Source organism: Bradyrhizobium sp. URHD0069, assembly GCF_000701345.1.
Taxonomy (GTDB): Bacteria; Pseudomonadota; Alphaproteobacteria; order Rhizobiales; family Xanthobacteraceae; genus Bradyrhizobium.
On the sequence record NZ_JNIJ01000014.1, the window covers coordinates 43,242 to 67,650 of the forward strand.

The following is a 24,409-nucleotide window of genomic DNA, read 5'->3' on the forward strand; positions in this document are numbered from 1 at the left end:
GTTGATCTTCAGCCAGATTTTGATTTCAGCATTGCGGTTGTCAATGGCACAAGCATGATGCCGCGGCTTTCCAGCGCCTTGGTCCAGACGCCAATCCGCTCGATCGAAACCGGCAACGCCGAGGCGATGCCGACCGCGGTTCCACGTTCCTTCGCCAAACTTTCGAGCTTGGCGAGCGCCCGGTCGATCTCCATCGCCGTCGGCACCGCATCGATGCTGAGGTCGGCCTTGGCGAAAGGCATCGCCTGGCTTGCCGCCAAGGTCGGGGCGACGCTGCGCGGCGCCGATCCGTCGTCGAGATAGCCGAGCCCGCGCTTGGCCGCTTCGCGGACGATCGGCTGCATCACGGCATCGGTGACGACAAAGCGCCCGCCCATGAAATTGGCGATCCCGGCATAGCCCTGGAAGCGGCTGAGGTGCCAGTACAGCCGATCGAGATTGTGCTCGGCGCCAAGCGTCGTGAGCAGGGTTTGCGGGCCGGGATCGTTGTCGGGATAGTCGAACGGCTCCATCGGGATTTGCAGCAGAATCTCATGGCGTTGCGCGCGCGCCCGCTCGGCGAGCTTGGCGGGATCCGAGCCGTAGGGCGTAAATGCCAGCGTCACCGCGGCCGGCAGTTTCATGATGGCATCGGTGGTCTTGGCCGCGCCGACGCCGAGGCCTCCGACCACGATAGCGACCACCGGCATTTTTGCAGCCTTGGCGCGGTCGGCCTCGGCTGCGTAGACCGTGAACGGTTTCAACCCATCTGACACCACCGGGATCATGCCGTAGCGCGATTTCTCAAGCAGGCGCTGATCGATCCCGGCCATCATGGCAGGCGCGGCGTCAACCTCGGCGTTGCTCGGAGCGTCGCCGGCTATCACGACGTCGTGGCGCACCCCGCTTGAGCCATCGATAATGGTGACGGTCTTCTGCTCGCCTGCTGCTGCTTGCCTGGTTGCAGGTTTCGCGTTGTGCTCGGAAGCGCCCGAGGGGGACGTGGCGGGTTTTTCGGCCGCAGGCGCTGCCTGACGGATCGCGACGTGTGCGATCGGTTCGCCGCCCAGTGGATTATCGTTGAAGATGGCGAAGCCTACGAAGACCACCAGAAACAACCCGAGCAGCACGGCAAGCACCTGGATACCCGTGAATGGCAGCCGGTATCGGCGCTTGCGGCGCGCGGTTTCCTGTCCGAGCGGAGTGCTCAGATCGTCGGCCATCTCAGCCATGGACCCCCCGAATCAATCGGGCGACGATACCACGGCGGGGGCAAGGGCGCGGCAGTTCCGGCGTTGCGGCAGCCTCGTGAAAAGCTCGCTTGGGCCTCAATTGTGAGCCATTTGGCCCCGCCAACAAAAAGGCGACCCGAAGGCCGCCCATTGCGCAAGAGCCGGTCAGCTCGGCCGGATCAGTTCGCCGCCTTGTTGCCGGGCTTGTCGATCGCAGCCTTGTCGCCGGTCGCCGGCGCGGCGGCATTGACCTTGACGCCGTGGAGCAGATCGGCGGCCATCTTCAACGCCTTGTCGTCCTTGGCATCCGGCGGCACATAGGATTGCGAGCCGGTCTTCTCGTCGCCCTCCGACTTCAGATGCCCGCGCAGCGAGGCTTCGCCCTTGGTGTCGGTCCGCGACTTCAACTCGTCGGGCACGTCCTGGAGCACTTCGATGTCCGGAACGATGCCCTTGGCCTGGATCGACTTGCCCGATGGCGTGAAGTAGCGCGCGGTGGTGAGACGTAGCGCGCCATTGCCGGAGCCGAGCGGAATGATGGTTTGCACCGAGCCTTTACCGAACGAGCGGGTGCCGACCAAGGTCGCGCGCTTGTGGTCCTGCAGCGCGCCGGCGACGATTTCGGACGCCGATGCCGAGCCGCCATTGATCAGCACAATGATCTGCTTGCCCTTGGTCAGGTCGCCAGAATGCGCGGCGCGGCGCTGGGTTTCCTCGGCGTTGCGGCCGCGGGTAGAGACGATCTCGCCGCGCTCGAGGAAGGTATCGGAAACCGTTACCGCTTCCTCCAGCAATCCGCCGGGATTGTTGCGCAGGTCGATGATGAAGCCTTTCAGCTTGTCGGCGCCGATCTGGTTGGTGAGGTTGCCGATTTCCCGCTTCAGGCCTTCGGTGGTCTGCTCATTGAAGGTGGTGACGCGGATATAACCGATATCGTCGCCTTCCATGCGTGCGCGCACCGAGCGGACGCGGATGTTGTCGCGCACCAGCGTGACGTCGAGCGGATTGTCCTGACCCTTGCGAATGATCTTCAGCCTGATCTTGGTATTGACCGGCCCGCGCATTTTCTCGACGGCCTGATTGAGGGTGAGGCCCTGCACGGCTTCGTCGTCGAGATTGGTGATGATGTCGTTGGCCATGATACCGGCCTTGGACGCCGGCGTATCATCGATCGGCGAGACGACCTTGATCAGCCCATCTTCCATCGTGACTTCGATGCCGAGACCGCCGAATTCACCGCGGGTCTGCACCTGCATGTCGCGGAAGCTCTTGGCGTCCATGTAGCTCGAATGCGGATCGAGGCCGGTCAGCATTCCGCTGATCGCGGACTCGACGAGCTTGCTGTCGTCGGGCTTCTCGACGTAGTCGCTGCGGACCCGTTCGAACACATCGCCGAACAGATTGAGCTGCCGATAGGTGTCTGAAGTCGCGGCGCGCGCACTCGATCCCATCAGCACCGAGCGGGGCTGGGTTACGAAGAGCGTCAATGCCGCGCCGGTGGCGGCGCTGAGGAGAATTACAGAAGTCTTGCGCATCATCCGCGAACCTTTTCGCCTTCATTTGCGGCCCACCATGGGCCTGGATCGATTGGAGTGCCGTCCTTACGGAACTCGACATAGAGCACGGGTTGGCTCGCGTTAGTCGCGAGAATAGATGCGACCTGGGACTTCGTCCCCATGATCGCGACCGGCTCCCCCGTAAGTACAAACTGGCCGATGTTAACCGAAATGCGCTCCATCCCGGCGATCAAGACATGATACCCGCCACCGGCATTGAGGATCAAGAGTTGTCCGTAGCTGCGGAAGGGTCCGGCGTAAACAACCCACCCGTCACACGGTGTTGTGACCTGGGCGCCGGCGCGAGTCGCCAAAGAAATGCCTTTTTCTACGCCGCCAGCGCCGTCGGAACCGCCAAATTCGCGAATCTTGACGCCATTAACCGGCATCGCGAATAAACCCTTGGCGGACGCGAAAGCGATGGCCGGGGTCATCCGGGCGGGGTCCTTCAAGGCCCCCAGATTAGGCTTGCCGTTGAGGGTAGCCGGGGCGCCTTGCAGGCTGGCGGCTGCGGCCGCTTTCGCGGCGCTCGCCAGATCCTGCTCCATTTTGGCGATCAGGCCCTGCAGGCTGTCGACCTGCCGGGACAGCGTGATGGCGCGGGCGCCTTCCGCCTCCATGTCTTTCTCGATCGAACTCTGCTTTCGCTGCCGCTCCTCGACCAGGGCCGCGAGCCGGGTTTGGTCATCCCTTAATTTGTCGCGGTCGACCGCAAGCTTGTCGCGCTCCGTGGCGATGGCTTTGCGAAGTGCCACCAGTTCGCTGAGATCTTCGGCCAGCTTTTCCGCGCGTGCCCGCAATTCGGGCACCACGGAGCCGAGCAGCATGGCGGTGCGCAGCGATTGCAAGGCATCTTCCGGCCTCACCAGCAAGGCCGGCGGCGTGCGCCGTCCCGCCCGTTGCAGGGCAGCGAGCACCTCCATAATTTCGGATCGGCGCGAATCGAGCGAGCCGCGTATCCGCTGCTCGCGTGAATCGAGCGGGAGCAGCCGCGCTTCGGCATCGCCGATCCGGGTCTCGACGCCGCGCACCTGGGCTGCGATGTCGATCAATTGCTGATTGAGCTTGCTGCGATCCTGACCGATCGCGGCGATCTCGGCCTTGAACTTCTCCTGCAATTCAGCCGCGCTTTTTTGCTGGGCCCGGGTGGCCTCGAGTTCCTGCGCGCGCTGCTTGATGGTGTCAGGGGAAGCGGCTGTTGTCTGCGGCGCGGTGCCTGCGACCTGCGCCGCCGCCGGCGTCAGGCTCATGCCGGCAATGCCCACGGACAGCAAAGCAATCGAAATCGGCCTGCGGACGGAAGCTGCCCGGCCGCGGCGGATGGTGTCTGTATACGAACGAATGTGTCGCGGTGACTGCATCGAAACCGGATCAGTGCTCTCTAAAGCTTCCGCCTGCGCGGCTTAGGCGCGGTGATAGGGGTGACCGGCCAAAATGGTCGCGGCCCGATAGACTTGTTCCAGAAGCATGACGCGAACCATTTGGTGCGGCCAAGTCGCGGAGCCGAACGCTATGCTGAGCTTAGCCTTGCGCCGCAAATCGGGCGAAAGTCCGTCCGCGCCGCCGATCATGAAAATAGTGTTGGCGACCGACGCATCCCGCCAGCGGCCAAGATGCCGGGCAAAGGTGGCGCTGTCGATATTGTCACCGCGCTCATCGAGCGCCACCAGCACCGATTTCTCAGGGATGGCGGCCGAAATCGCCGCGGCTTCTTCGGCCATCCGGGTTGCGGCATCGCGCGCGCGGCTTTCCGGAATTTCGTGCACCTCAAGGCCGCGAAAACCGAGTTTGCGGCCGATGTCGTCGAATCGCTCGCGATAGCGTTGTGCCAATTCCCGCTCCGGGCCTTGCTTCAGCCGGCCGATTGAAACGACGACGAGGTGCATAACAGCATTTTCCGGCAAAGTGGAAACCGGTTTGCCGCAGAAAATGCTTCAAATCAATAACTCGCGCGCATTCCGATGCGCGCATGCATGCCACCATGCGCTCAAGCCGATTCACCTCGGCTCGACAGTTAGATCGCCGTCGCCGCCGGGTTTTGCGTCCACAACCTTTCCAGATTGTAGAATTCGCGCACCTCGGGTCTGAACACGTGCACGATCACATCGCCGGAATCGATCAGCACCCAGTCACAATTGGGCAAGCCCTCGATGTGGATGCTTTTGATCCCGGTTTCCTTCAGGCCTTTCGCGACGTTTTCCGCGATCGCGCCGACGTGCCGGTTGGCCCGGCCCGAGGTGACGATCATGTAGTCGGAAAATGCAGATTTACCGCGAAGGTCGATGGTGACCGTTTCTTCCGCCTTCATATCGTCGAGGCGGGAGAGGATCATATTCAGCGTCTTGTCGGCGTCGGGTTGCGCCTTCAAGGCCGCGGCTTGTGTCGATGTTTTACGCGTTTTGGGTAAAACAGACTTGGACAATACAGATGGTGCCAGGGACCATTCCTTTCACTGTATCGCAAACGCCGAATCCCGGCGCCCGCTCGCTATACTATGCATGTGGGGTTAATGGTTTCAATATTCCAGTGAACCCCACCTGTTACTTCTCTGTCCTCCAGCTGCCGTCCGGGTTCCGAAGGCCGGTCGACGACAGGTTCAACTTCATGCCCGTCAGAAAAACCCAGGCCGGCGCGCGCCGGTCCGCCAGCCTGCCAGCCTGGTTCTCGGGAATGCGATAGCGCGCCAGCGCCTGGGCCGCGGGCGCAGCCAGCGCGCGAAAACTTTGCGGCGGGCGGTCGATCACAGCGATCGGCACCTCGGATGCAATGCGCCGCCAATTTTCCCAGCGATGAAATTGCGCGAGATTGTCAGCGCCCATGATCCAGACAAAACGCAGGCCGCCGGCGCGGCGGCGCAGATAAGTGATCGTGTCGACAGTGTATCGCGTTCCGATGACGGATTCGAGACAGCTGATGTCGATGCGCGGATCGTCGGCCATTTCGCGCGCGGCCTCAGTACGTTGAGCGAGATCGCGCAAGGCTCCTTGTTGCTTGAGCGGATTGCCCGGCGTCACCAGCCACCACACGCGATCGAGCCTCAGCCGCTTGATTGCGAACAGGCTGATGGCGCGATGCGCGACATGCGGCGGATTGAACGAGCCGCCGAGCAGGCCAATGCGCATGCCGTTGGTATAGAGCGGGATGGCCTGAGAAACGGATTGCGGCGCGACCAAAGCTCTATTCAATTGAGCCACCGCGGGCGCAGCTTAGAACCGTTGGATTCGGATCTCTTTCGTATGACGCGTTTCCTTCACGCGAACTGATTTCCACTCCGGATCGCGTCCGGGGCAGGCTTTCGCTGGAAAACCCTCTGGGGCTCACGGCCGCGTCTGCCCGGTGCCGTGGACGCGATATTTGAAGCTCGTCAGCTGCTCGGCGCCGACCGGGCCGCGGGCGTGAAATTTCCCGGTGGCGATGCCGATTTCCGCGCCGAAGCCGAATTCGCCGCCGTCGGCGAATTGCGTCGATGCATTATGCAGCACGATTGCCGAATCGACCTCGTTGAGAAATTTGCGCGCGGCGGCTTGGTCTTCCGTCACGATCGCATCGGTGTGGTGTGAACCGTGGTCGTGAATATGCGCGATCGCTTCAGCGACACCGTCGACGACTTTCGCTGACATGATCGCATCCTCGTATTCGGTGTCCCAGTCTTCGTCGGACGCAGGCTTCACCCTGGAATCAGTTCGTTGCACGGCATCGTCGCCGCGCACTTCGCAACCGGCCTCGATCAGCATCGCGATCAGCGGCTTGAGCGCAGTCGGCGCGCCGGCGCGATCGACCAGCAAGGTTTCGGCCGCGCCGCACACGCCGGGACGCCGCATCTTGGCGTTCAGCACGATCGACTTCGCCATTTCGAGATTGGCGGCACGGTCGACATAAACATGGTTGACGCCTTCCAGATGCGCGAACACCGGCACGCGCGCCTCGGCTTCGACGCGCGCGACCAGGCTCTTGCCGCCGCGTGGCACGATGACGTCGACGCCGCCGTTCAATCCGCTCAGCAAAAGGCCGACCGCCGATCGGTCGCGGGTCGGCACCAGCGTGATCGCAGCCTCGGGTAGATCGGCTTCGCGCAATCCCTGCACCAGACAATCGTGGATCGCGCGGCAGGAGCGGAAACTGTCGGAGCCGCCGCGCAGGATCACCGCGTTGCCGGATTTCAGGCACAGCACGCCGGCGTCGGCAGCGACGTTGGGACGGCTTTCGAAAATCACGGCGACGACGCCGAGCGGCACCCGCACGCGTTCGATAGTCATGCCGTTCGGGCGCTGCCAGCTCTCGGTCACGACCCCGATCGGATCGGCGATGGCGCGCACGGTTGCGATGCCGTCGGCCATCGCATCGATGCGCGCGTCGGTCAGCATCAACCGATCGATGAAAGCCGAACTTGCGCCGCCGGCACGCACCTCCGCGACATCCTCGGCGTTGGCCGCGAGGATCGTGGACGCATTGGCGCGGATGGCGCGCTCCATTGCTTCCAGCGCGTGATTTTTCTGTTCCGGAGAGGCAAGCGCCAGCACCCGCGCGGCGGCGCGGGCGCGGACAGCAAGGTCGGTCATCAGGGTCGGCAAATCGGCGTTTCCGTCGATCGCCTTCAGGGGCGCGCTCATCTCGGTTCAGCCTCAGGTAACGTCATGTCCTAGCACGGAAATCCACGTTTTGCGAAGTGCGGAAGAGGATTGACGGCGGCGAGTGTCGGATATTTTTGCGGCAGGTTCGGCGCTTGCGGGCCACGCCAAGCCGTCGGCCATTGGCCTAGCTCTCGGAAGAAAATGCGCCGCGCGGCCCCACCACGAGATCGTCGCGGTGGATCATTTCCGCGCGCCCGCTGATGCCGAGGATCGCCATCACGTCCGGCGATGAGCGGCCTTTGATCTTCTCGGCGTCCTCGGCATCATAGGCGACAAGCCCGCGGCCGATTTCGTGGGTGTCGGGACCGCGCACCACGACCGCATCGCCGCGGGCGAATTGCCCATCGACCCGGATTACGCCTGCCGGCAGCAAGCTTTTGCCGGCGCGCAGCGCGCTCACCGCGCCGGCGTCGATGGTCAGCGTGCCCTTCGGCTCCAGTGATCCTGCGATCCATCGCTTGCGCGCGGTCACCGGATTGGCCGGCGTCAGAAACCAGGTGCAACGCCCGCCATCGGCGATGGCCTGCAGCGGATGCTCGATCTTGCCCGATGCGATCAGCATATGCGTGCCGGCGGTGGTCGCGATCTTCGCCGCCTCGATCTTGGTGCGCATGCCGCCGCGCGACAATTCGGATCCGGCCGCGCCCGCCATCGCCTCGATTTCCGATGTGACGGACTCCACGATCGGGATCAGTTTCGCATTCGGATGGTTGCCGGGCGGCGCATCGTAGAGCCCGTCGATATCCGACAGCAGGATCAGAAGGTCGGCGCTCGCCATGGTGGCGACGCGCGCGGCAAGGCGATCATTGTCGCCGTAGCGGATTTCATTGGTGGCGACCGTATCGTTCTCGTTGATCACGGGCACCGCGCGCCATTCCAGGAGCTTGGCGATGGTCGAGCGCGCGTTGAGATAGCGGCGGCGTTCTTCGGTGTCCTGCAGCGTCACCAGAATTTGCCCGGCGCCGATGCCGTGATGCCCCAGCACCTCCGACCAGATTCGCGCCAGCGCGATTTGCCCGACCGCCGCCGCGGCCTGGCTTTCCTCGAGTTTTAGCGTTCCGCGCGGCAGTTTCAGGCGGCTGCGTCCCAGCGCGATCGAGCCGGATGAGACGATCAGCACTTGGCGGCCCTCGCCATGCAACTTTGCAAGGTCGGCGGCAAGCGCTGCGAGCCACGACGCCCGCACTTCGCCGGCGTCGGAATCGATCAGCAGCGATGAGCCGACCTTGACCACGATGCGGCGGAATTTTTTCAAGCTGGGGCGGGCCATGGATGCAGTCTGGTGCGCGTTTCGTCAAAAACGATACGCGCCACCTCCATGATTTGGAAGTGGCGCGGCTAGGCGAGAGCCGAGATTGCGTCAGCCCATCACGAACGCGTTGAGCTTATTGCCCTCGGGATCGCGGAAATAGGCGGCGTAGAACTTTTCGCTGCGCTGCCCGGGAGGGCCTTCGCAACTGCCGCCGAGCGACAAAGCGAGCTTGTAGACGCGGTCGACCTGAGCTTTGTCTTTTGCCCCGAATGCCGCCATCACGCCGTTGCCGACCGTCATCGGCTTGCCATCATACGGAAGCGCGACGCCGAACCCGGCGCCGCCGCCCGGGCCGCCCCAGGCGATGAGCCGATCACTTGCCATGAAGCGCCCCATGCCCAGTTCGCCGCAAATCCTGTCATAGAATTCGGCCGCTTTCTTGAGATCGCTGGTGCCTACCGTGACGTACCCGATCATGATTTTCCTCCCTCAGATTTTATCGGATGGCGGAGTTTTGCAGCCGGACCGAAGCAAGCGCAAGTCAGCTCTGCGCCGTCGAGGGTGCCCACGGCTCCGCCTGCGCGGCGCCCTTCGCCTTGCCTGACACCGGCGCTTCGCCGATCACTTCGGCCAGCGCACGCAGCGCATCTTTCACGCCCGCGCCCGTGGCAGCCGAAATCAGCAGCGGTGTCTTCTTCGCGGCGCGCTTCAGCCGATCCTTCTGCTTGTTCATCTCGTCCGGCGTCACGGCATCGATTTTGTTCAGCGCGAGGATCTCGATCTTCTCGGCGAGGTGGCCCTGGTAGGCTTCAAGCTCGGTCCGCACCGTCTTGTAGGCCTTGCCCGCATGCTCGCAGGTTGCGTCCACCAGATGCAGCAGCACGCGGCAGCGCTCGACATGGCCCAAAAATCGATCGCCGAGACCGACGCCTTCATGAGCGCCTTCGATCAAGCCCGGAATATCCGCCAGCACAAACTCGCGCCCATCGGCATTCACCACGCCGAGCTGCGGATGCAGGGTGGTGAAGGGATATTCGGCGATCTTCGGCTTTGCGGCGCTGACCACCGAGAGGAATGTCGATTTGCCGGCGTTGGGCAGGCCGACCAGGCCGGCATCGGCGATCAATTTGAGCCGCAGCCAGATCCAGCGTTCCTCGCCCTCTTGGCCGGGATTGGCGTTCCGCGGAGCACGGTTGGTGGACGACTTGAAATGCGCGTTGCCGAAACCGCCATTGCCGCCTTCCGCCAGCACGAATTTTTCGCCGAGCGTGGTGAAGTCGTGGATCAGCGTTTCGCGGTCCTCGTCGAATACTTGCGTTCCGACCGGCACCTTGAGCACGATCGGCTTGCCGTTGGCGCCGTGGCGGTCCTTGCCCATGCCATTGGTGCCCTTCTGCGCCTTGAAGTGCTGCTGATAGCGGTAGTCGATCAGCGTGTTCAAGCCATCGACCGCCTCGATGATGACGTCGCCGCCGCGGCCGCCATTGCCGCCGCTCGGTCCCCCGAACTCGATATACTTCTCACGGCGGAACGCCACGCAGCCGTTGCCGCCGTCGCCGGAGCGGATATAGACCTTGGCTTCGTCAAGGAATTTCATGCTCTATAGGTAGGGCAGGGGCAACGATGCGGCAACCTCTTGCCGACGGAAATATCGCAAAAAGCCAATATTTTCGGGCTTTCTTGAGGCCCGGCAGCGACGAGCGGGTCGCCCCAGCTGTTAACTATCCCTGATGATGAAGGGTGCGCTTCCAATCGTCCGTCGGCCTGTTTACGGCTGGCAGGGCGGCGCTCGAAGTGACGGAACTGGCATCCGGCCGCACCTCCGGCGTGGGTGACCCTGCGAGCATAAGGTGCTGCGCGGGATCGAACCCGGGCATGGCTGATTTCCTGCGAAAATCTTGCGAACGGGGTGAGGGCGTATCGGTATCGCAGAGGTGTTGACACGGCAATCGACACCACGCAATTCGTCATGCCCGGGCTTGTCCCGGGCACCCACGTCTCTAAAACAGCACGGCACGAAAGCCGCAGATGGCCGGAACCCGTCCGGCCATGACGGAAGGCAATGAGGCCCTGCCACGGTGACAAATGACCCTGCTCGCTAGAATCTCGACCGCCACGGATGAGCGCTCCGCGCGCCTTGCCGGCATCGGACTGATGCTGCTGTCGATATTCATGTTCTCGTTCGGCGATGCGCTGGGAAAGTTCATGGTCGCAACCTATTCCGTCGGACAATTGCTGTGGCTGCGCGCCTGCGCGGCGCTGATCGTGCTGTTGCCGATGATCTGGCGGCATCGCACAGAGTTCCTGCACCTTGAACGGCCTTGGCTGCAATTGCTCCGGGTGACGCTCGCCACGCTCGAAGTCGCGGCGTTCTTTCTGGCTACGGTCTATTTGCCGCTCGCCGACGTCATCACTTACTATCTGGCCTGTCCGATTTTCGTCACCGCGCTGTCGGCGATCGTGCTGCATGAGCGCGTCGGCTGGCGACGCTGGAGTGCTGTCCTGATCGGCTTTTGCGGCGTGCTGATAGCGCTGCAGCCGTCGGCACAAACCGTAAGCTGGCCTGCGATGATCGCGCTCGGCGGCAGCGTGTCGTTCGCTCTCTTGATGCTGATCACCCGCTCGTTGCGCGCGACGCCGGATATCGTGCTGGCGTCGTCGCAATTCATGGGTACGTTCGCACTCGGTGCGCTGTTGTCGCCGTTCGGCTGGGTCACGCCGAGCCTGGGCAGTTTGGGTCTGTTTGCCGCGGCGGGCTTTATCGCGGTGGGTGCGCTGCTATGCGTCAATCGTTCGCTCAAGCTCGCACCGGCAAGCGTCGTGGTGCCGTATCAGTATTCGATGATCGTCTGGGCCGTGATGTTCGGATATATCGTGTTCGGCGATATGCCGTCGATCGCGACGATCGCGGGAGCGGCAATCATCATCGGCGCGGGACTCTACATTTTCCTGCGCGAGCGCGATCTGGGCCGCGGTGAGACGGCGGTCAGCCCGCCGGTGTGAGCGCGAGCAAACCCCGCCGTCGTCCCGGCCAAGCCAACGGGTCGCGCGCATGCGCGCCCGATGACAGGCTCTGCGCGAGCCGGGGCCCATAACCCGCAGCGTCAATCTTGCGAGAGTTGGAGTAACCATCCGGCGTAACAACAAACATCGCTGGGTCCCCGCTTTCGCGGGGACGACGACGTGTTGTTTTTCGCGGGGACGACCGTTTGTTGTTGGCGTATGGCGCTCACCGCACGCGCCGCGTCGAACTGCCCCAGTTCTTCAGCGACGACCAGACGCTGCGCGAGAGGCGGAAGCAATCGACCGGGGTCGACGAGCCCAGCGCCTCGAAGCGATGCAGCTCGACGCCGCTCCACTGGAAGCCGCACTTCTCCAGAACGTTGCGCGAAGCCGGATTGGCAACCCGCGCGCCGGAGATCAGGTGCCCGACATCGAACTCCTCGAAGGTGAAGTCGATCACCGCCCGCGCCGCTTCGGTGGCGAAACCCCGACCCCAATGCTCGACGCCGAGCCAATAGCCGAGTTCGGGCGCGTCCGGTTCGCGCCAGTCAACGCCGACGACGCCGATCGGCGTGTAATTGTATTCGATCAGAAACACGGTCTCGCGACGATCGTTCGCCACCGTGCGCACGAACTCCACGCCATGATCGAGCAGATAGGGGTGCGGCAGGCGGCGGGTATTTTCCGCAATGCGGCGGTCGTCGGCGAGGCGCGCAATCGCTTTTACGTCCGCGAGCGTCGGCGTGCGTAGCATCAGCCGTTCCGTCTCGAGGACGCAGCTACTCGCCTGCCGCAATGTCGGGGTAGGGACGTCCTGCAACATATCGGGCTCCTGTATGCGAAAACAAAACGCAAAACTAAAAAGGAGAGGCCGGTTTCCCGCCTCTCCTTTGGAGTCCTAAAGAGCTCCGCCGGTTCAACAGGACCCGGCGGACTCATTTTGTCCACCGTTTACTCGGCCGCGGCTTCCGTCATTGGAACAACCGATACGAAAGTGCGGCCGTTGGCTTTTGCGCGAAACTCGACACGTCCTTCGACCTTGGCGAATAGAGTATGATCAGTGCCCATGCCGACATTAAGGCCGGGATGCCACGTGGTGCCGCGTTGGCGCGCAATGATGTTGCCGGGAATCACATGCTCGCCGCCGTAGGTTTTGATTCCGAGGCGCTTGCCCGCTGAATCACGTCCGTTACGCGATGAACCGCCTGCTTTTTTGTGAGCCATGGCCCGTCTCCAAACTTATTCGTATTTCTAGATCAATTCCTTGGCGGAATCATTTCACTTTTTATCACGTTTCAATTTTTGCCCGACAAGCTTCACTTCTTGTCGCTCTTGCCCTTCGTGGCCGCCTTTTTGGCCGGAGCTTTTTTCGCGTCCGGCTTGGCGCGCGGTTTTGCGGCGGCCTTTTTGGCAACCGCCTTTTTGGCGGGCGCCTTTTTCGTCGCGGTCTTCGGCGCCTCGTCGTTGCCCTCGGCCGGTGCCGCTGCAACCGGCTTTTCCTTCTTCGGCCGCGGTCCGATCGTCGGCTGCTTGTTATCGGTCAAAATCTCGGTGACGCGCAGCACCGTGATCTCGTCGCGATAGCCGCGCTTGCGGCGCGAATTCTTGCGGCGGCGTTTCTTGAACGCGATGATCTTGGGACCGCGCTTGTGCTGCAGCACTTCGGCCGCAACCGAAGCGCCCGCCACCGTGGGCGCACCCAGCACCGGCTGATCGCCGCCAACCAGCAAAACTTCGCCAAGCTGCACGATCGAGCCGACATCGCCGGCGATCTTGCCTATCTCGAGCACATCATCCGGAACGACGCGGTATTGCCGGCCGCCGGTTTTGATGACTGCGAACATCGTTGAATTCCTTCGTGTTCGATCCCGGCCTCGGAACAGGTCCGGGCCGGCTTTTTCTTCAGTCGTTATGGATTCGATCTTTGCGCGATCGGGGAGCGATCCCCGTGAGAGCCACGCAAAAACATGCGGCGCGAGAAAATCCCGCGCCGGGTGGCCGGACTTATAGCCTGTGGGAGGCCCAAGTCAAGGCAAAGCGCCCCAAAACCGCGCCAGATATAAGGGATTTAGCGCATTTCGGCCCACCCGACTGCCTCCGCAGCATGGTCATTCCCGCCCGTGAAACCAAAGGGTTCCGCCGCCGTTGTCTCACGACCTCCGACCGGGCAGGGCAAAATGGCTGAAGATATCGTAGCGAAAACGGGCATCGCCCGCCACGGCGCCACAAGGCTGCCGTCGGTGGACATCGACAGCTTCAATATCGGACTGAAGGACGAGGACGGCTTTCTCGGCGACCGCGCCAGCAAACGAGCATTCCGCAAGATACTGGATGCGCAGCGCAAGCCGCTGAAGAAAAGCGGCGGGGATCCCTTGGGGAGAAAATCCGCCGAGGCCATAGGGAAGAACGAACTCGATGAGGCGCTGGTCGGTGACGACATCGGGGCTGCGGCGCTGGTGCACGGTGCAATCGAGGAATTCGCGCAGGAGCTGGCCTACGTGACGCAGCGATTTCTCAAGACCAAGGCCTGGGCCGATACCGAGCGCATTGTGGTCGGCGGCGGTCTTCGCGAGAGCCGGGTCGGCGAGCTCGCGATCGCGCGCACCGGCATGCTCCTCAGGGCGGAAGGTTTCAAGGTCGATATGAAGCCGATCCGCTATCATCCCGATCAAGCTGGCCTGATCGGCTGCCTGCATCTGGCGCCGTCATGGATTTTCGAAGGCCATGACAGCATTCTCGCGGTCGATATCGGAGGCACCAACATCCGTTGCGGCGTCGTCGAGAGCCGTCCCAAAAAAGCGCCCGACCTGTCAAAGGCGGCGGTCTGGATGTCCGAGCTCTGGCGACATGCCGATGACGAGCCCACGCGAGAGGCCGCCGTCAAACGTCTGGCCAAGATGCTCAAGGGCCTGATTGCCGCCGCCGATGCCGAAAGCCTGAAGCTCGCGCCGTTCATCGGAATCGCCTGTCCCGGCGTGATCAACGAAGACGGCTCGATCGAGAAGGGCGCGCAGAACCTGCCGGGCAACTGGGCGAGCAGCAAATTCAACCTGCCGGTGAGCCTGGTCGAGGCGATCCCGCAGATCGGCGATCACGACACCACAGTGCTGATGCACAATGACGGCGTGGTGCAGGGCCTCTCCGAAGTGCCGTACATGCAGGACGTCGACCACTGGGGCGTGCTGACCATCGGCACTGGCCTTGGCAACGCGCGCTTCACCAACCGCAAAAAGGACAACGGCAGGAACGGCAAGAAGAAGGACCAGGATTAAAAGGTGTGCCCGGCGCGGTAACCTTGACCGGTTAGGTTAAGATGCGGATTGCATTGCCGATTTCGAGCGGATCGCTAGCCTCCTTTCGTCGCTCAGGCGACCGGCGAAGCCGCACTTCCCGGCCGCAATTTCAATGACGCGACACGGGACCGCCGGTTTTTTTGTTGCGTCCGGCGGTCCCACCCTTTTCGGCTTTCGCCACCAATCAGCCCCAGCCGATGCGTTTGAAGAACGCGGCAATCTCCGCGGCTGCGCGATCGGGGTCCTCGCGATGTGGAAAGTGCCCGACGTCCGGAAACAGCGCGAGATCAAGGGCGGCAAAGGTTTCGCCCAGCCGGTCGGTCCAGGAAAAAGGAAACAGCGGATCGTGCTCCGCCCAGCGGATGCAGGTCGGCACACCAATCGGCGCGGGCTGCGGCGCCTCGCCCTTCATCATCTTGATGCGGCCGGCATGCGCCGCGCGGTAATGCGCAAACCCGCCGGCAAGGTTGCCGGGTTTCAAGAAGTTATCGGTGAAGGCTTCGAGGACGTCGTCGAAGGCGCCCTTGCGGTGCGCCCAATGCTTTAGAAAGTAACCGATATACGTTCGGCAGCTTTCGCGCGTCGTACCGACCAGCTGAGGTGCGATCTCCATCTGATTGAACGACTGGTACCAGATGTTGTTGAGCCGCTCAGGTTCTGCCATTCGCGGCCCGATGCCGGGATAGACGAAATCAAAGAAAAACAATCCGGAAAACCGCTGCGGGGATTTTCTGGCCAGCGACTGCATCGCCGCGCCGCCGACGTCATGGCCGACGACACCGATTTGGCCGAGGCCGAGCGCATCGAGCAGCGCGAGCATATCAGCAGCATGATCGTCCGGGCCGAACGGTCCGTCGGGCTTGTCGCTGTCGCCGAAGCCGCGCAGGTCCGGCGCGAACAATGTGTGGCGCTCGGCGAGCCGCGCCATCACCGGCTCCCAGGTGAGCCAGAATTCGGGCCAGCCGTGCAGCAGCAACAGCGCAGGCCCTTTGCCGGTCCGCGCGACATGGAAGGCCGCGCCGTTCGCATGGACCTTCAAATGCTCCATGACCGCTCTCTTGTCCGATCCTGTCTTTATATATACCGCAACCAACCCGCGGAAATCTCTCCGCCCGCGTCTTGTCTGGCCCGCCATCCTCGCCTAGAACTCGTCCCCACCGCAGGGGCGAAGGCGCCCTTTTTGGCGACTGGGAGAGGTGGCAGAGTGGTCGAATGCACCGCACTCGAAATGCGGCATAGGTGCAAGCCTATCGGGGGTTCGAATCCCTCCCTCTCCGCCATACAGGCCGAAAAGTTCTTATTTTCCAGCGCTTCCTGAAGTTGGCTGCTTGGCGGCCCATATCCTGGCCCATACTTCCGTTCGGACGGAAAACGAGCTCACAATCGCGTCTTGGAGTGAGATAGCTCCGTTGGAGCGTCCGACCGGCGCGCTACGGCTAGGGACACGTTGTCTCGGGTGCCGGCCCTGAACGTGATAGCGGCCAGCGTACGCACAGATCGAAGAGGGTCCTCAACGTTCTCAAGGTGCTGCCGATGACCTCGCTGGTGACCATGTCGGTGAGGCCGTCGCTGCACAGGAGCAGGGTCTCTCCGGACCCAAGCGGTGGGTCGATCGAGATGTGGGGTTCGACCGCTATGGGAAGCGAAGACCCGCCCAGCGCCTGACTGAGGGCGTGAGATCGGTGGGCAGCGAGTTGGTTGCTCTGACCCACGGGTACATCGTCGTAGCTGAGCTGTATTAGCTGGCCTGCGCTGAAGAGGTAGCAACGGCTATCGCCAACGTTGAATGTGATCAGCCGGTCCGCCGACAGAACGGCTCCTATGAGCGTCGTGCCCATGCCGAGCGCTTCCTCGTGCTCATGCATGGAGTTCGAAGAGATGTCGATTGGCTTCCTCGACCACCTCAGCGCAGGTGGCGGGATTTGAAAGCCGATCGATCGCAGCAACCAGATAATCGAGGACGGCCCGGCTGGCCACCGCGCCGTGCGCGTAGCCGCCCATGCCGTCCGCGATCATCAGGAGGCAGCAATCATTCGGTGACGTCAGAGCCACCGGCGTGGCCATGTCGCCAGTGAAGATGCGGCTATCGATCGCAACGGCGTCCTCATTGCCCTGACGTACGCGGCGGCGGTGGGTGAATCCGGCTATGGTCCAGTTCGTCATGAGAGATGGCTCGCCGGGTAGCTCTGGCTTGCGTGCGGGCGCACACTGTTTGAAGAGGGTCAGGTGCTACCAAGCAGGTTGGCCTTCAGACCGTCGAATTCAACCCGGGCAATCGTACCTCGGACAAGAAGATCGTCCGCCGGATGTCGCTGGATTGTCGAAGTCTAGTGAGGGATCGACAGGAGAATGCTGACGATGAAGGACACCACCCAGGTATAGCCGTAGGTCGGCGTTTGTCGCAGGCGCTTTGCTCTCAGGAACAGGTAGACGGGCGCCAGAAGAATTCCGAAGAGTGTGAGCCATTTATCGGCGTAACCCGCGCGCTTCAGTTGCTGTTCGTCTATGAGGCACAGCGTGGCGTTCAACAGCAATGGTAGGCCTAGAGCAACGAACTGCGCGAAGGAGTGATCTCCGAGGGGATCCTCCATAATTTGCATGTCGCGCCATCCCGCGAGGAAAGCATAGCCGATCGGCGCAATTGCGAGCGTCCAGACAAGGCTGTTGTTCACAAAGTTGGGCGCTACTGGCGGAGGGGTATCCTGAAGGCGCCCAGCTAACTCTGTATTTCGGAGCGGCTGCCAGTCGGCAAGACCCTTGAGCCAAACGGGCGTGTCGCCGCTGATTTTCTCTACTTCCAACAGCTCCAACAGATTGGCCGTGGTTATCGGGCCTTTGCGCTGCCCGTTCTCGGTGAAATACCAATTGCTGGCGCTTGCCCCATCTGCCTCGACCGTATCGCTCATTACTGCCCCAGCTTCCTCGTTCTCTCTTGGGCTCCCAAGGATGTCGCAAAGGATTCATCCAAGGGCCGCCTATGTTTCGCTTCAGCCCGAAGCGAATATTGAAATAGGGACATTATAGTCCGTGTTTTAATGGACCGCAAAGCCGTCTGTTCTTTCTATGAAGGCGACGGCTCTGGTGGCTTGGAATCTTAGGCGGCTTCGCGTGAGGCGCGGGTTGTCTCAGACGCCGGTGTTGACCGCTCTTATGTCGGACGGATCGAGCGCGGAGTTGAAAACCCGACGGTCGAAACTTTGGACCGGCTTGCCGCTGCGTTGGAGGTGGCGGTAGGTGAATTGCTGATCGCGCCAAGACACGGTGAAAAGCCCCCAGCGACCCTTCGAAAGGGGCGCAAGAAGAGGTAGGAATTGCAACGGGAAGGCGCGGGACGATTCGATCCAATCTGGGCCCGCAAGCATGCCTCGATGCCGATGCTCCGCCGGCTTTTCTTTCGGGACGGGGTTTGGGTAAAGACGAAATGAAGCGCGAGAGCGTGATATTCACGACCGTTCGAACGCACGCAAGATTCGCTTCACTAGCCGACCGACGCTTCCGATCCGTCGCATGATTTTGGTCTCCTTCGCGATATCGTGGAGGAAGAACCAACGCCCGTATCCAAGTCCGTAGCGCTCGATATACTCGCGTAGCTGAATCCGGACGCCGTTCAGCCGCGCTGCTCGTTTCGCCGCCGCTGCGAATATGATGGCTACCGTGATCACTAGCTCGTCGGATGCCGTCGGCCCTCGCTCCAACGCGATCTTGGCCTGCAGCTTGCGTCTTATCAGCTTCCGCTTGGTCCGCGCATCCGCAAACCGCGGGTCGATATCTATGGTGGCGGATGGGGGAGCCGTCGGGGAGCCAGACTTCAACCAGTTCAGATTGGACTCAAGGGTAGCTCTCCTTGATGTCGAGCCGTAAAGAAAATCCCCCAAAAACGCCGAAACACAGAAATCCATCTTAAAACGCAAACCGGCGTCTATGTTTAAAGGGGAAGCTCGGCTTCGCATCCTCAGCGGATAATCACCGCTCGATTGTGTTGCAAATTCCTATATCGGCGGCGCCACAGCCCTGTCACGGTGTCGTCTCTTTCGCCGCTTGGAGCTCCGATCGAACTCGCGGCGTAGTGCGGACGCCGCCGTCAAGAATGTCTGCCATAGCGCTCCCTCCGACTCGCCGGTCAGCATAGCGCCACGACTCTCCGGACCAAACAACTAGCGCCCCACACAGCGACCGGTCCTTCATCGCTATTCCTGTGCCTCGCCCGCTGCCGCTTGAGGCAACCTTTTTCCGGTTGCCGAGGTTCATATCCTCCGCGTGATCGCATCCGGTAGTACCAAATCGCGCATCGCTGGCGCTGCACTTGGGGCGAGTTTTGCGCTCTTTATCACGATGCCGTCAGGCAAATTTGCTCACGGCCTATATCGGTTTGCCGTCCTATTACAATATGCAGCCGAGCGAAAGCGACTTAATGTTCCGACGGATGATTAGTTCGATATCGATCGTCGGGAAATTAAAACCTTCAATCTGGCACAGCATACGTTATGCTTTTAAGCCATCGCTAAGGGGCTGATTGCCGTGTTGCCGTAAAATTAGCCAGACAGTCAAATCGACCAGTCAAATCGGCACAATAACTTTCATAAAAATAATCTTGACATACCTTTCTAGCAAAGCGATTATCGATAAAAACTCCTTCCTTAGTTTGGTCGGATCAACGCTGAAGCGACTGAAGACGGAATTCGGCTTCGCGCGTCGGGAGTGATGTATGAACGGAGTCATAAATCTGGTTGAACCGATGGTGTTCGGCCATTCGGGCCGCAGTCTAAATGTAGCCGACTGCGGTGTGGCGCCGATCATGATGTCGATCGAGCACATTCGTCGTCAATTTCAAGGTTCGCACAAGACGAACGTTGTCATCGAGGACGTCAACCTTACGGTCAGAAAAGGCGAATTCGTCACGCTGGTGGGGCCGTCCGGGTGTGGCAAAACCACGCTTTTACTTTGTCTCGCGGGATTGATGCCTTTGAGCGGCGGGCGAATTCAGTTTCGCGGTGAGACGATCTTGTCGCCGCCCGCGGGACTATCAGTCGTCTTCCAAGATTATAGCCGTAGCCTTTTTCCGTGGAAGCGAAACCGTGACAACGTGCTTTTCGGGATGAGGCGCCTAAAAAATCTGAGCAAGTCCGAAAAATACGACATCGCTTCGGATTTGCTGGCTGCGGTCGGCCTTGCCGATTTCGCGAATCACTATCCGTGGCAAGTCTCCGGTGGAATGCAGCAAAGAGTTGCAATTGCCCGTGCGCTTGCGGCGAGGTCGGAAGTCCTTCTTTTGGACGAGCCTTTTGCCTCTCTGGATGCCCAGACCAGGGCAGACATGCACGAACTCGTCCTCGATCTGTTCAAGAAATACGATCAGACATGCATTCTTGTCACGCACGACATCGAGGAAGCCATCTATTTGAGCACGCGCCTTTGCGTTTTGTCACATCGTCCGTCGCGGATTGAATTGGATGTTCCGGTGGACGTGCCTTTGCCGCGGGATCCCTTGCTTAGCAAGGAGCATCCAAGATTCCTTGAGCTTCGGCACCAGGTGCTTGAGATGATCAAACGCGCGCCGGAAAACCGGCAGGTTCCCCCGAGTTGACGCCACAAGCAGTGCTAACCCCAAATTGAACAAGGAGCGAAATGACCCGCCTCGCAACCATCGTAAGCTTTTTCGCCGCATTGCTGCTCTTTGTTCCCCCTGTATCGGCCGCACAACCAGTGCTGGTACGCTTCGTCTACCTCACCGCGGTTGATCTGCTACCTTATTTCGTCGCGGACAAGAAAGGTTATTTCGCCGAAGTAAATCTCAAGGTCGAGCCGATGCTTGTAACCGGAGGCGCCGCCGTCATCGGTGCGGTATCGGGCGGTTCAGCAGAGGTCGGATATGCCGGAACTGTTCCTCTTATCGCCGCCCGCATCCAAGGATTGCCGCTGAAATACTTCACTGGAATTGCACTGGATAAAGGTCCGACCAATCACACGCTCATCTATGTTGCATCGAAGGAAAGTGGAATCAAAAAGGCTGCGGACCTGAAAGGCAAGATGATCGCAATGAACGCGCGGTCAGGGCAATGCGAGCTGATCGCACGTCTGCGCCTAGCTGACGCCGGTCTCTCCATTGCTGACGTCAGGATCACCACAATACCGTTTCCGCAGATGCAGGCTGCAGTTCAGCTCGGTAACGTCGATGCGGCCTGCAACAACGATCCGTTTCTGACGAGCATGAAACAGTTCCGCATCGATGTTCCGGTAATGGCGGGTCTCGTTCAGAAGGAGCATGAGAATGAGCTTCAGCTCCACTCGGGCCTGTTCGCCAATGAAGAATGGCTAAAGCAGAATCGCGCGACGGCAAGTGCCTTCCGTGCTGCGCTTGGAAAGGCAATGAAGGAGATTGCCGCAAACGAGTCCGAAGCCCGTAAAATACTGATGGAATATACCAAAATTGACGCGGCGGTTGCGAACAATGTCGTGCTGTCGATCGCTCAAACAGACTTTCCGGTCTCCTCGCTTCAGGCCGTTATCGACGCCGCTGCGGCAACCGGGACCGTTCCGAAGCGAATTGAGGCCAGTGAACTGATCTATGACCTTAACAAATAACAGCGCCTGGCGTCGTGCATTCAATCGTGGCGTCGGTTTATTTGCCGTTGCTCTTGCATGGGAGCTGACGTCACGATCGGGGCTGATGCCGGCGCAGTTCTTTCCGCCGATTTCGTCGGTGTTTTTCGCACTCGTTCGTGCTTTCAACGAGGGTGGACTAATCCTTGACATGACAATGACGCTCTTAAGGACGCTACAAGGCCTCCTGATAGCTACCATTGTGGGGATTTTCTTTGCCATCCTGACGTCTACCTCGCGAATTGCCGACGGGTTGCTTGCGCCGATCGTTGAGCTGCTGCGCCCGATTCCTTCGGCGGCGATGATCCCCATTGCGATATTTTTTGTTGGAATCGGCCGCGGTCTATTCATATTCACAGTAGTTTTTGCGTCAGTTTGGCCCATCTACGTCGTCACTGCCAATGCGCTCCGGTCGGCTGACCGCACGCTCATTGAGACGGGCCGTTCGTTTGGATGCGGCCGTTGGGCGCTGCTTGTTTATATACGTCTGCCCAACGCGATGCCCGAGATTGTCACAGGTGTCCGAATTGGCGGAGGCATGGCGTTGCTTGCCGCCATTTTGGTCGAGATGCTGGCCGGTCAACGGGGGCTTGGTTATCGCCTGTTCGAGACAGCGTTCGCCCTACGAACGGCGGAGATGTTCGGCATCGTAATCCTGTGCGGCTTCATTGGAATATTGCTCAATTATTTGCTTTTGAGCGTGAGTACGTTTCTGACTGGTTGGCAGCTTGCCTTGAGCCGTCGCGCCGAGCTCGATGGCGGGGCGACGGCATGATGAAGCTGCTCTCCAACATGGACCGGATGATATCCGCTATTCTGGGAGCGATATCTATCGCTGCTGTATTGTGGCTTTGGGAATGGCTGTCGCATCTTCGGCTGTCGTCAGGCGTCGAACTGCCTGGACCGAGTGTCGTTGCAATTCGTGCATGGCAACTTCGCTCCGAGCTCGGATGGGAGCTTCTTCTAACTTTGAAACGTGCATTCCTAGGACTGTTGATTGCAACGCTGACAATGGTCCCACTTGGCCTCGCTATTGGGCGCATTCAAGGGCTGGCGCGTGTGTTAGGGCCGATCATCGAAATCCTGCGGCCTTTGCCAACACCTGCGATCATTCCGTTCGTGATGCTTTTGGCGGGCGTGAGTGATTCTGCGAAGATTGCAATTGTCTTCTACGGAGTCATGTTTCCGATCCTGCTCAGTAGCATTTCGAGTGTTGGATCCATCCACCCGACCACGGTCAACGCAGCTAGATCGGTAAGATTGACAGTTCCGGAACGCTTTCTGTTCGTGTACCTTCCGGCCGCTTTCCCTCAGATCGCTGCCGGCATCCGAACGAGTATTCCGGTGGCGCTTCTTATCGGCGTAACGGCTGAGATGCTTTTGAGCACCGATGGCCTTGGAGTTTTTCTCCGGCAGAAGCAGGAAAGTTTCCAGATGGCCGACGGTCTTGCCGGCATTATCGTGCTGGCCGTATGTGCTCTGCTGATAAACAGGATCAATCTCTGGTCCGAACATAAGCTCCTATTTTGGCATTATGGGCAGACTGAGGCCCGAGATAGCTGATCAAAGATGCTTTCTACTTCCAACGAACGCCGCATGAGTTAAGCTAAGCGTCGTATAATCGTAAGATCCTGCAGGCGAAATCCTTTCAGGTTCTCAGACTTCATGACATAACGGGATGATTTCTGGACCCTTGTATCCATCTCGAGAGCAATTCATGGCGCAATCAAAAAAGGCAGATCTGGCAAAAGCGTCAGTTGTTTCGATGCGAAAGCTGCCCGCGGTAGCTTTGACAATCGGCCGACCCGAAATGTTGATCGACGGGTCTGATCAAAAGTTCCGACGACTTGTCCAAGGCGTGTTCACGTTCGCTGCCATACACGAAGCGATACGTGATTCGTATGCCGCGCATGTCGGGTTGGGAGGTGTCCAATACACGATACTTCAGATCATCCGTCATTTTGGAACTGACGACGATATGTCGATCGGAGATATTGCGGAGCAGCTCCGCCTCAGCGGCTCGTTCATTACAAACGAAACCAAGAAGCTTGAGATGCTTGGGTTGGTTGAAAAAAAGCAATCGAAGGATGACCGGAGGAAAATCTTACTCACCGTTTCTAAGAAAGGTGCTCAGTTGCTGGACAACTTGGCTTCCCTTCAGCGGAAGGTGAACGACGTCCAGTTTGCCGGGCTATCTCGTGAACAGTTTCTCGAGCTGCTAGCCATGCTTGAAAAACTTACGGACAGCAGCCAGGCTGCCCTTACCTTGCTACACTATTTGAAGCGGGCAGAGCGGGGACAGACGGCCGCGACTAAAGCCCCGAAACGCGGATCAACCCGTCGTGGCCGCTGACATCTAAATTGTATTTTCAAATTGACTTTCTAAGAAAGCGATGTTAAAAAGCCATCTCGGAACGTCCATTTCTGTTTGAACTGGAATCGAGAGGCGACAATGACGACCATTACGCGGGGCGATCCGCCCGGTTTCACTAATGTTCGCAAGACGATCTATCACCACTACGTGCGGGTCGATCAGCCTCAATCACTGATCTTTCTCTCCGGACAGCTATCGCGGGACGCCAAGGGTCAGTTAGTGGGTCCTGGCGATATGGCGGAACAGGTCAGGCAGGCCATTCGAAATATGGCGACTGTTCTGGAAAGCGCTGGCGGAACGCTCGCCAACATCGTGGCGCTCGTCGTGTACACCACCGACATCAGGCAGTTCAAAGAGATCGTTTCAGCTCGGATGGAGTTCTTCAAGGGCAACCTTCCAACGAGCACGATCGTTGAAGTCAATCACCTGGCAGATCCCGGCCTTCTCATCGAATTCCAGGCAACAGCTGCGCTTTAAGAGCTAACCGAA

At 60.3% G+C, this 24,409-nt stretch carries 26 protein-coding genes, 1 tRNA gene and 1 pseudogene; 10 read left to right on the forward strand and 18 right to left on the reverse strand.

Annotation, left to right across the window (positions count from 1 at the left end; all coding sequences use genetic code 11):
• Positions 1–8: 8 nt before the first annotated feature.
• The 10 genes from N554_RS0108965 to obgE all read right to left on the reverse strand — a co-directional run bounded on the left by N554_RS0108965 (position 9) and on the right by obgE (position 10,247).
• Positions 9–1,211: a divergent polysaccharide deacetylase family protein gene (locus tag N554_RS0108965; RefSeq protein ID WP_029583152.1), complete on the reverse strand. Its 1,203-nt coding sequence runs from the start codon at positions 1,209–1,211 to the stop codon at positions 9–11.
• Positions 1,212–1,390: 179 nt separating this feature from the next.
• Positions 1,391–2,749, reverse strand: a complete 1,359-nt coding sequence (locus N554_RS0108970; RefSeq protein WP_029583153.1) for a S41 family peptidase — start codon at positions 2,747–2,749, stop codon at positions 1,391–1,393.
• Positions 2,746–4,017, reverse strand: a complete 1,272-nt coding sequence (locus tag N554_RS0108975; RefSeq protein WP_245283557.1) for a murein hydrolase activator EnvC family protein — start codon at positions 4,015–4,017, stop codon at positions 2,746–2,748. The genes N554_RS0108970 and N554_RS0108975 overlap by 4 nt, the downstream gene beginning before the upstream one ends.
• A gap of 153 nt (positions 4,018–4,170) precedes the next feature.
• On the reverse strand, positions 4,171–4,653 hold the full coding sequence (rlmH, locus tag N554_RS0108980) for a 23S rRNA (pseudouridine(1915)-N(3))-methyltransferase RlmH (protein ID WP_029583155.1): 483 nt from the start codon (positions 4,651–4,653) through the stop codon (positions 4,171–4,173).
• Between the two features lie 128 nt (positions 4,654–4,781).
• Positions 4,782–5,135 (reverse strand): ribosome silencing factor, encoded by a 354-nt coding sequence (rsfS, locus tag N554_RS0108985; RefSeq protein WP_029583156.1) that lies wholly within the window; start codon positions 5,133–5,135, stop codon positions 4,782–4,784.
• Positions 5,136–5,307: 172 nt separating this feature from the next.
• Complete coding sequence (locus N554_RS0108990) at positions 5,308–5,952, reverse strand: nicotinate-nucleotide adenylyltransferase (protein WP_029583157.1); 645 nt, start codon at positions 5,950–5,952, stop codon at positions 5,308–5,310.
• A gap of 132 nt (positions 5,953–6,084) precedes the next feature.
• On the reverse strand, positions 6,085–7,377 hold the full coding sequence (locus N554_RS0108995; RefSeq protein WP_029583158.1) for a glutamate-5-semialdehyde dehydrogenase: 1,293 nt from the start codon (positions 7,375–7,377) through the stop codon (positions 6,085–6,087).
• A 145-nt stretch (positions 7,378–7,522) separates the two neighbouring features.
• Entirely contained in the window at positions 7,523–8,668 is a 1,146-nt protein-coding gene (gene proB, locus N554_RS0109000; RefSeq protein ID WP_029583159.1) for a glutamate 5-kinase, read from the reverse strand.
• Positions 8,669–8,758: 90 nt separating this feature from the next.
• Positions 8,759–9,127 (reverse strand): VOC family protein, encoded by a 369-nt coding sequence (locus N554_RS0109005; RefSeq protein ID WP_029583160.1) that lies wholly within the window; start codon positions 9,125–9,127, stop codon positions 8,759–8,761.
• A gap of 64 nt (positions 9,128–9,191) precedes the next feature.
• Entirely contained in the window at positions 9,192–10,247 is a 1,056-nt protein-coding gene (gene obgE, locus N554_RS0109010) for a GTPase ObgE (RefSeq protein WP_029583161.1), read from the reverse strand.
• Positions 10,248–10,735: 488 nt separating this feature from the next.
• On the opposite strand from obgE, the gene N554_RS0109015 reads away from it, so the two are divergent.
• Positions 10,736–11,653: a DMT family transporter gene (locus N554_RS0109015; RefSeq protein ID WP_029583162.1), complete on the forward strand. Its 918-nt coding sequence runs from the start codon at positions 10,736–10,738 to the stop codon at positions 11,651–11,653.
• 226 nt (positions 11,654–11,879) lie between these two features.
• Here the strand turns inward: N554_RS0109015 and N554_RS0109020 are convergent, their stop codons facing one another.
• The 3 genes from N554_RS0109020 to rplU form a co-directional block, all read right to left on the reverse strand.
• Positions 11,880–12,476, reverse strand: coding sequence for a GNAT family N-acetyltransferase (locus tag N554_RS0109020; protein ID WP_029583163.1), 597 nt, complete (start codon positions 12,474–12,476; stop codon positions 11,880–11,882).
• 128 nt (positions 12,477–12,604) lie between these two features.
• The gene (gene rpmA, locus N554_RS0109025) at positions 12,605–12,877 is read right to left on the reverse strand and encodes a 50S ribosomal protein L27 (protein WP_029583164.1); all 273 of its coding nucleotides are present in this window, start codon (positions 12,875–12,877) and stop codon (positions 12,605–12,607) included.
• A 92-nt stretch (positions 12,878–12,969) separates the two neighbouring features.
• Entirely contained in the window at positions 12,970–13,497 is a 528-nt protein-coding gene (gene rplU / locus N554_RS0109030) for a 50S ribosomal protein L21 (RefSeq protein ID WP_029583165.1), read from the reverse strand.
• Positions 13,498–13,830: 333 nt separating this feature from the next.
• On the opposite strand from rplU, the gene N554_RS0109035 reads away from it, so the two are divergent.
• Positions 13,831–14,925: an ROK family protein gene (locus N554_RS0109035; RefSeq protein ID WP_029583166.1), complete on the forward strand. Its 1,095-nt coding sequence runs from the start codon at positions 13,831–13,833 to the stop codon at positions 14,923–14,925.
• A gap of 205 nt (positions 14,926–15,130) precedes the next feature.
• Here the strand turns inward: N554_RS0109035 and N554_RS0109040 are convergent, their stop codons facing one another.
• Positions 15,131–15,994: an alpha/beta fold hydrolase gene (locus N554_RS0109040; RefSeq protein ID WP_029583167.1), complete on the reverse strand. Its 864-nt coding sequence runs from the start codon at positions 15,992–15,994 to the stop codon at positions 15,131–15,133.
• Between the two features lie 142 nt (positions 15,995–16,136).
• Between N554_RS0109040 and N554_RS0109045 the strand changes: the two genes are divergently transcribed.
• Positions 16,137–16,226: transfer RNA gene (locus N554_RS0109045), tRNA-Ser, on the forward strand.
• A gap of 156 nt (positions 16,227–16,382) precedes the next feature.
• On the opposite strand, the gene N554_RS42930 is transcribed toward N554_RS0109045, so the two are convergent.
• The 3 genes from N554_RS42930 to N554_RS0109060 all read right to left on the reverse strand — a co-directional run bounded on the left by N554_RS42930 (position 16,383) and on the right by N554_RS0109060 (position 17,852).
• The gene (locus N554_RS42930) at positions 16,383–16,811 is read right to left on the reverse strand and encodes a PP2C family protein-serine/threonine phosphatase (RefSeq protein ID WP_029583168.1); all 429 of its coding nucleotides are present in this window, start codon (positions 16,809–16,811) and stop codon (positions 16,383–16,385) included.
• Positions 16,804–17,109, reverse strand: coding sequence for a PP2C family protein-serine/threonine phosphatase (locus tag N554_RS37270; RefSeq protein ID WP_029583169.1), 306 nt, complete (start codon positions 17,107–17,109; stop codon positions 16,804–16,806). Before N554_RS37270 ends, N554_RS42930 begins: the two co-directional genes overlap by 8 nt.
• Before the next feature lie 164 nt (positions 17,110–17,273).
• Positions 17,274–17,852, reverse strand: a complete 579-nt coding sequence (locus N554_RS0109060) for a DUF4339 domain-containing protein (RefSeq protein WP_029583170.1) — start codon at positions 17,850–17,852, stop codon at positions 17,274–17,276.
• A gap of 157 nt (positions 17,853–18,009) precedes the next feature.
• On the opposite strand from N554_RS0109060, the pseudogene N554_RS38125 reads away from it, so the two are divergent.
• Positions 18,010–18,254, forward strand: a pseudogene (locus N554_RS38125) (helix-turn-helix domain-containing protein).
• Between the two features lie 135 nt (positions 18,255–18,389).
• On the opposite strand, the gene N554_RS41470 reads toward N554_RS38125, so the two are convergent.
• Positions 18,390–18,758, reverse strand: coding sequence for a hypothetical protein (locus N554_RS41470; protein WP_156041859.1), 369 nt, complete (start codon positions 18,756–18,758; stop codon positions 18,390–18,392).
• A gap of 893 nt (positions 18,759–19,651) precedes the next feature.
• Here N554_RS41470 and N554_RS0109080 point away from each other — a divergent pair.
• From N554_RS0109080 to N554_RS0109105, 6 genes are all read left to right on the forward strand, one after another.
• Positions 19,652–20,530 (forward strand): ABC transporter ATP-binding protein, encoded by an 879-nt coding sequence (locus tag N554_RS0109080; protein ID WP_197033503.1) that lies wholly within the window; start codon positions 19,652–19,654, stop codon positions 20,528–20,530.
• A 41-nt stretch (positions 20,531–20,571) separates the two neighbouring features.
• Positions 20,572–21,528 carry an ABC transporter substrate-binding protein gene (locus N554_RS0109085; protein ID WP_029583174.1) on the forward strand — a complete coding sequence of 319 codons (957 nt, stop codon included), beginning with the start codon at positions 20,572–20,574 and terminating at the stop codon, positions 21,526–21,528.
• A complete protein-coding gene (locus tag N554_RS0109090) occupies positions 21,512–22,321 on the forward strand; it encodes an ABC transporter permease (RefSeq protein ID WP_081851189.1) in 810 nt (269 codons plus the stop codon). The genes N554_RS0109085 and N554_RS0109090 overlap by 17 nt, the downstream gene beginning before the upstream one ends.
• Positions 22,318–23,109 (forward strand): ABC transporter permease, encoded by a 792-nt coding sequence (locus N554_RS0109095; protein ID WP_029583176.1) that lies wholly within the window; start codon positions 22,318–22,320, stop codon positions 23,107–23,109. The genes N554_RS0109090 and N554_RS0109095 overlap by 4 nt, the downstream gene beginning before the upstream one ends.
• 154 nt (positions 23,110–23,263) lie before the next feature.
• Positions 23,264–23,899 carry a MarR family winged helix-turn-helix transcriptional regulator gene (locus N554_RS0109100; protein ID WP_051677401.1) on the forward strand — a complete coding sequence of 212 codons (636 nt, stop codon included), beginning with the start codon at positions 23,264–23,266 and terminating at the stop codon, positions 23,897–23,899.
• A gap of 99 nt (positions 23,900–23,998) precedes the next feature.
• Entirely contained in the window at positions 23,999–24,397 is a 399-nt protein-coding gene (locus N554_RS0109105; protein WP_051677402.1) for a RidA family protein, read from the forward strand.
• Positions 24,398–24,409: the final 12 nt, after the last annotated feature.

What these genes read in the sequence shown, in the direction of transcription:
- N554_RS0108965 (WP_029583152.1), bottom strand. Translation starts at nt 1,211, where the DNA reads ATGGCTGAGATGGCCGACGATCTGAGCACTCCGCTCGGACAGGAAACC.
- N554_RS0108970 (WP_029583153.1), bottom strand. Translation starts at nt 2,749, where the DNA reads ATGATGCGCAAGACTTCTGTAATTCTCCTCAGCGCCGCCACCGGCGCG.
- N554_RS0108975 (WP_245283557.1), bottom strand. Translation starts at nt 4,017, where the DNA reads ATGAGCCTGACGCCGGCGGCGGCGCAGGTCGCAGGCACCGCGCCGCAG.
- rlmH (WP_029583155.1), bottom strand. Translation starts at nt 4,653, where the DNA reads ATGCACCTCGTCGTCGTTTCAATCGGCCGGCTGAAGCAAGGCCCGGAG.
- N554_RS0108995 (WP_029583158.1), bottom strand. Translation starts at nt 7,377, where the DNA reads ATGAGCGCGCCCCTGAAGGCGATCGACGGAAACGCCGATTTGCCGACC.
- proB (WP_029583159.1), bottom strand. Translation starts at nt 8,668, where the DNA reads ATGGCCCGCCCCAGCTTGAAAAAATTCCGCCGCATCGTGGTCAAGGTC.
- N554_RS0109005 (WP_029583160.1), bottom strand. Translation starts at nt 9,127, where the DNA reads ATGATCGGGTACGTCACGGTAGGCACCAGCGATCTCAAGAAAGCGGCC.
- obgE (WP_029583161.1), bottom strand. Translation starts at nt 10,247, where the DNA reads ATGAAATTCCTTGACGAAGCCAAGGTCTATATCCGCTCCGGCGACGGC.
- N554_RS0109015 (WP_029583162.1), top strand. Translation starts at nt 10,736, where the DNA reads ATGACCCTGCTCGCTAGAATCTCGACCGCCACGGATGAGCGCTCCGCG.
- N554_RS0109020 (WP_029583163.1), bottom strand. Translation starts at nt 12,476, where the DNA reads ATGTTGCAGGACGTCCCTACCCCGACATTGCGGCAGGCGAGTAGCTGC.
- rpmA (WP_029583164.1), bottom strand. Translation starts at nt 12,877, where the DNA reads ATGGCTCACAAAAAAGCAGGCGGTTCATCGCGTAACGGACGTGATTCA.
- rplU (WP_029583165.1), bottom strand. Translation starts at nt 13,497, where the DNA reads ATGTTCGCAGTCATCAAAACCGGCGGCCGGCAATACCGCGTCGTTCCG.
- N554_RS0109035 (WP_029583166.1), top strand. Translation starts at nt 13,831, where the DNA reads ATGGCTGAAGATATCGTAGCGAAAACGGGCATCGCCCGCCACGGCGCC.
- N554_RS0109040 (WP_029583167.1), bottom strand. Translation starts at nt 15,994, where the DNA reads ATGGAGCATTTGAAGGTCCATGCGAACGGCGCGGCCTTCCATGTCGCG.
- N554_RS42930 (WP_029583168.1), bottom strand. Translation starts at nt 16,811, where the DNA reads ATGCATGAGCACGAGGAAGCGCTCGGCATGGGCACGACGCTCATAGGA.
- N554_RS37270 (WP_029583169.1), bottom strand. Translation starts at nt 17,109, where the DNA reads ATGACGAACTGGACCATAGCCGGATTCACCCACCGCCGCCGCGTACGT.
- N554_RS0109060 (WP_029583170.1), bottom strand. Translation starts at nt 17,852, where the DNA reads ATGAGCGATACGGTCGAGGCAGATGGGGCAAGCGCCAGCAATTGGTAT.
- N554_RS0109080 (WP_197033503.1), top strand. Translation starts at nt 19,652, where the DNA reads ATGAACGGAGTCATAAATCTGGTTGAACCGATGGTGTTCGGCCATTCG.
- N554_RS0109085 (WP_029583174.1), top strand. Translation starts at nt 20,572, where the DNA reads ATGACCCGCCTCGCAACCATCGTAAGCTTTTTCGCCGCATTGCTGCTC.
- N554_RS0109090 (WP_081851189.1), top strand. Translation starts at nt 21,512, where the DNA reads ATGACCTTAACAAATAACAGCGCCTGGCGTCGTGCATTCAATCGTGGC.
- N554_RS0109095 (WP_029583176.1), top strand. Translation starts at nt 22,318, where the DNA reads ATGATGAAGCTGCTCTCCAACATGGACCGGATGATATCCGCTATTCTG.
- N554_RS0109100 (WP_051677401.1), top strand. Translation starts at nt 23,264, where the DNA reads ATGGCGCAATCAAAAAAGGCAGATCTGGCAAAAGCGTCAGTTGTTTCG.
- N554_RS0109105 (WP_051677402.1), top strand. Translation starts at nt 23,999, where the DNA reads ATGACGACCATTACGCGGGGCGATCCGCCCGGTTTCACTAATGTTCGC.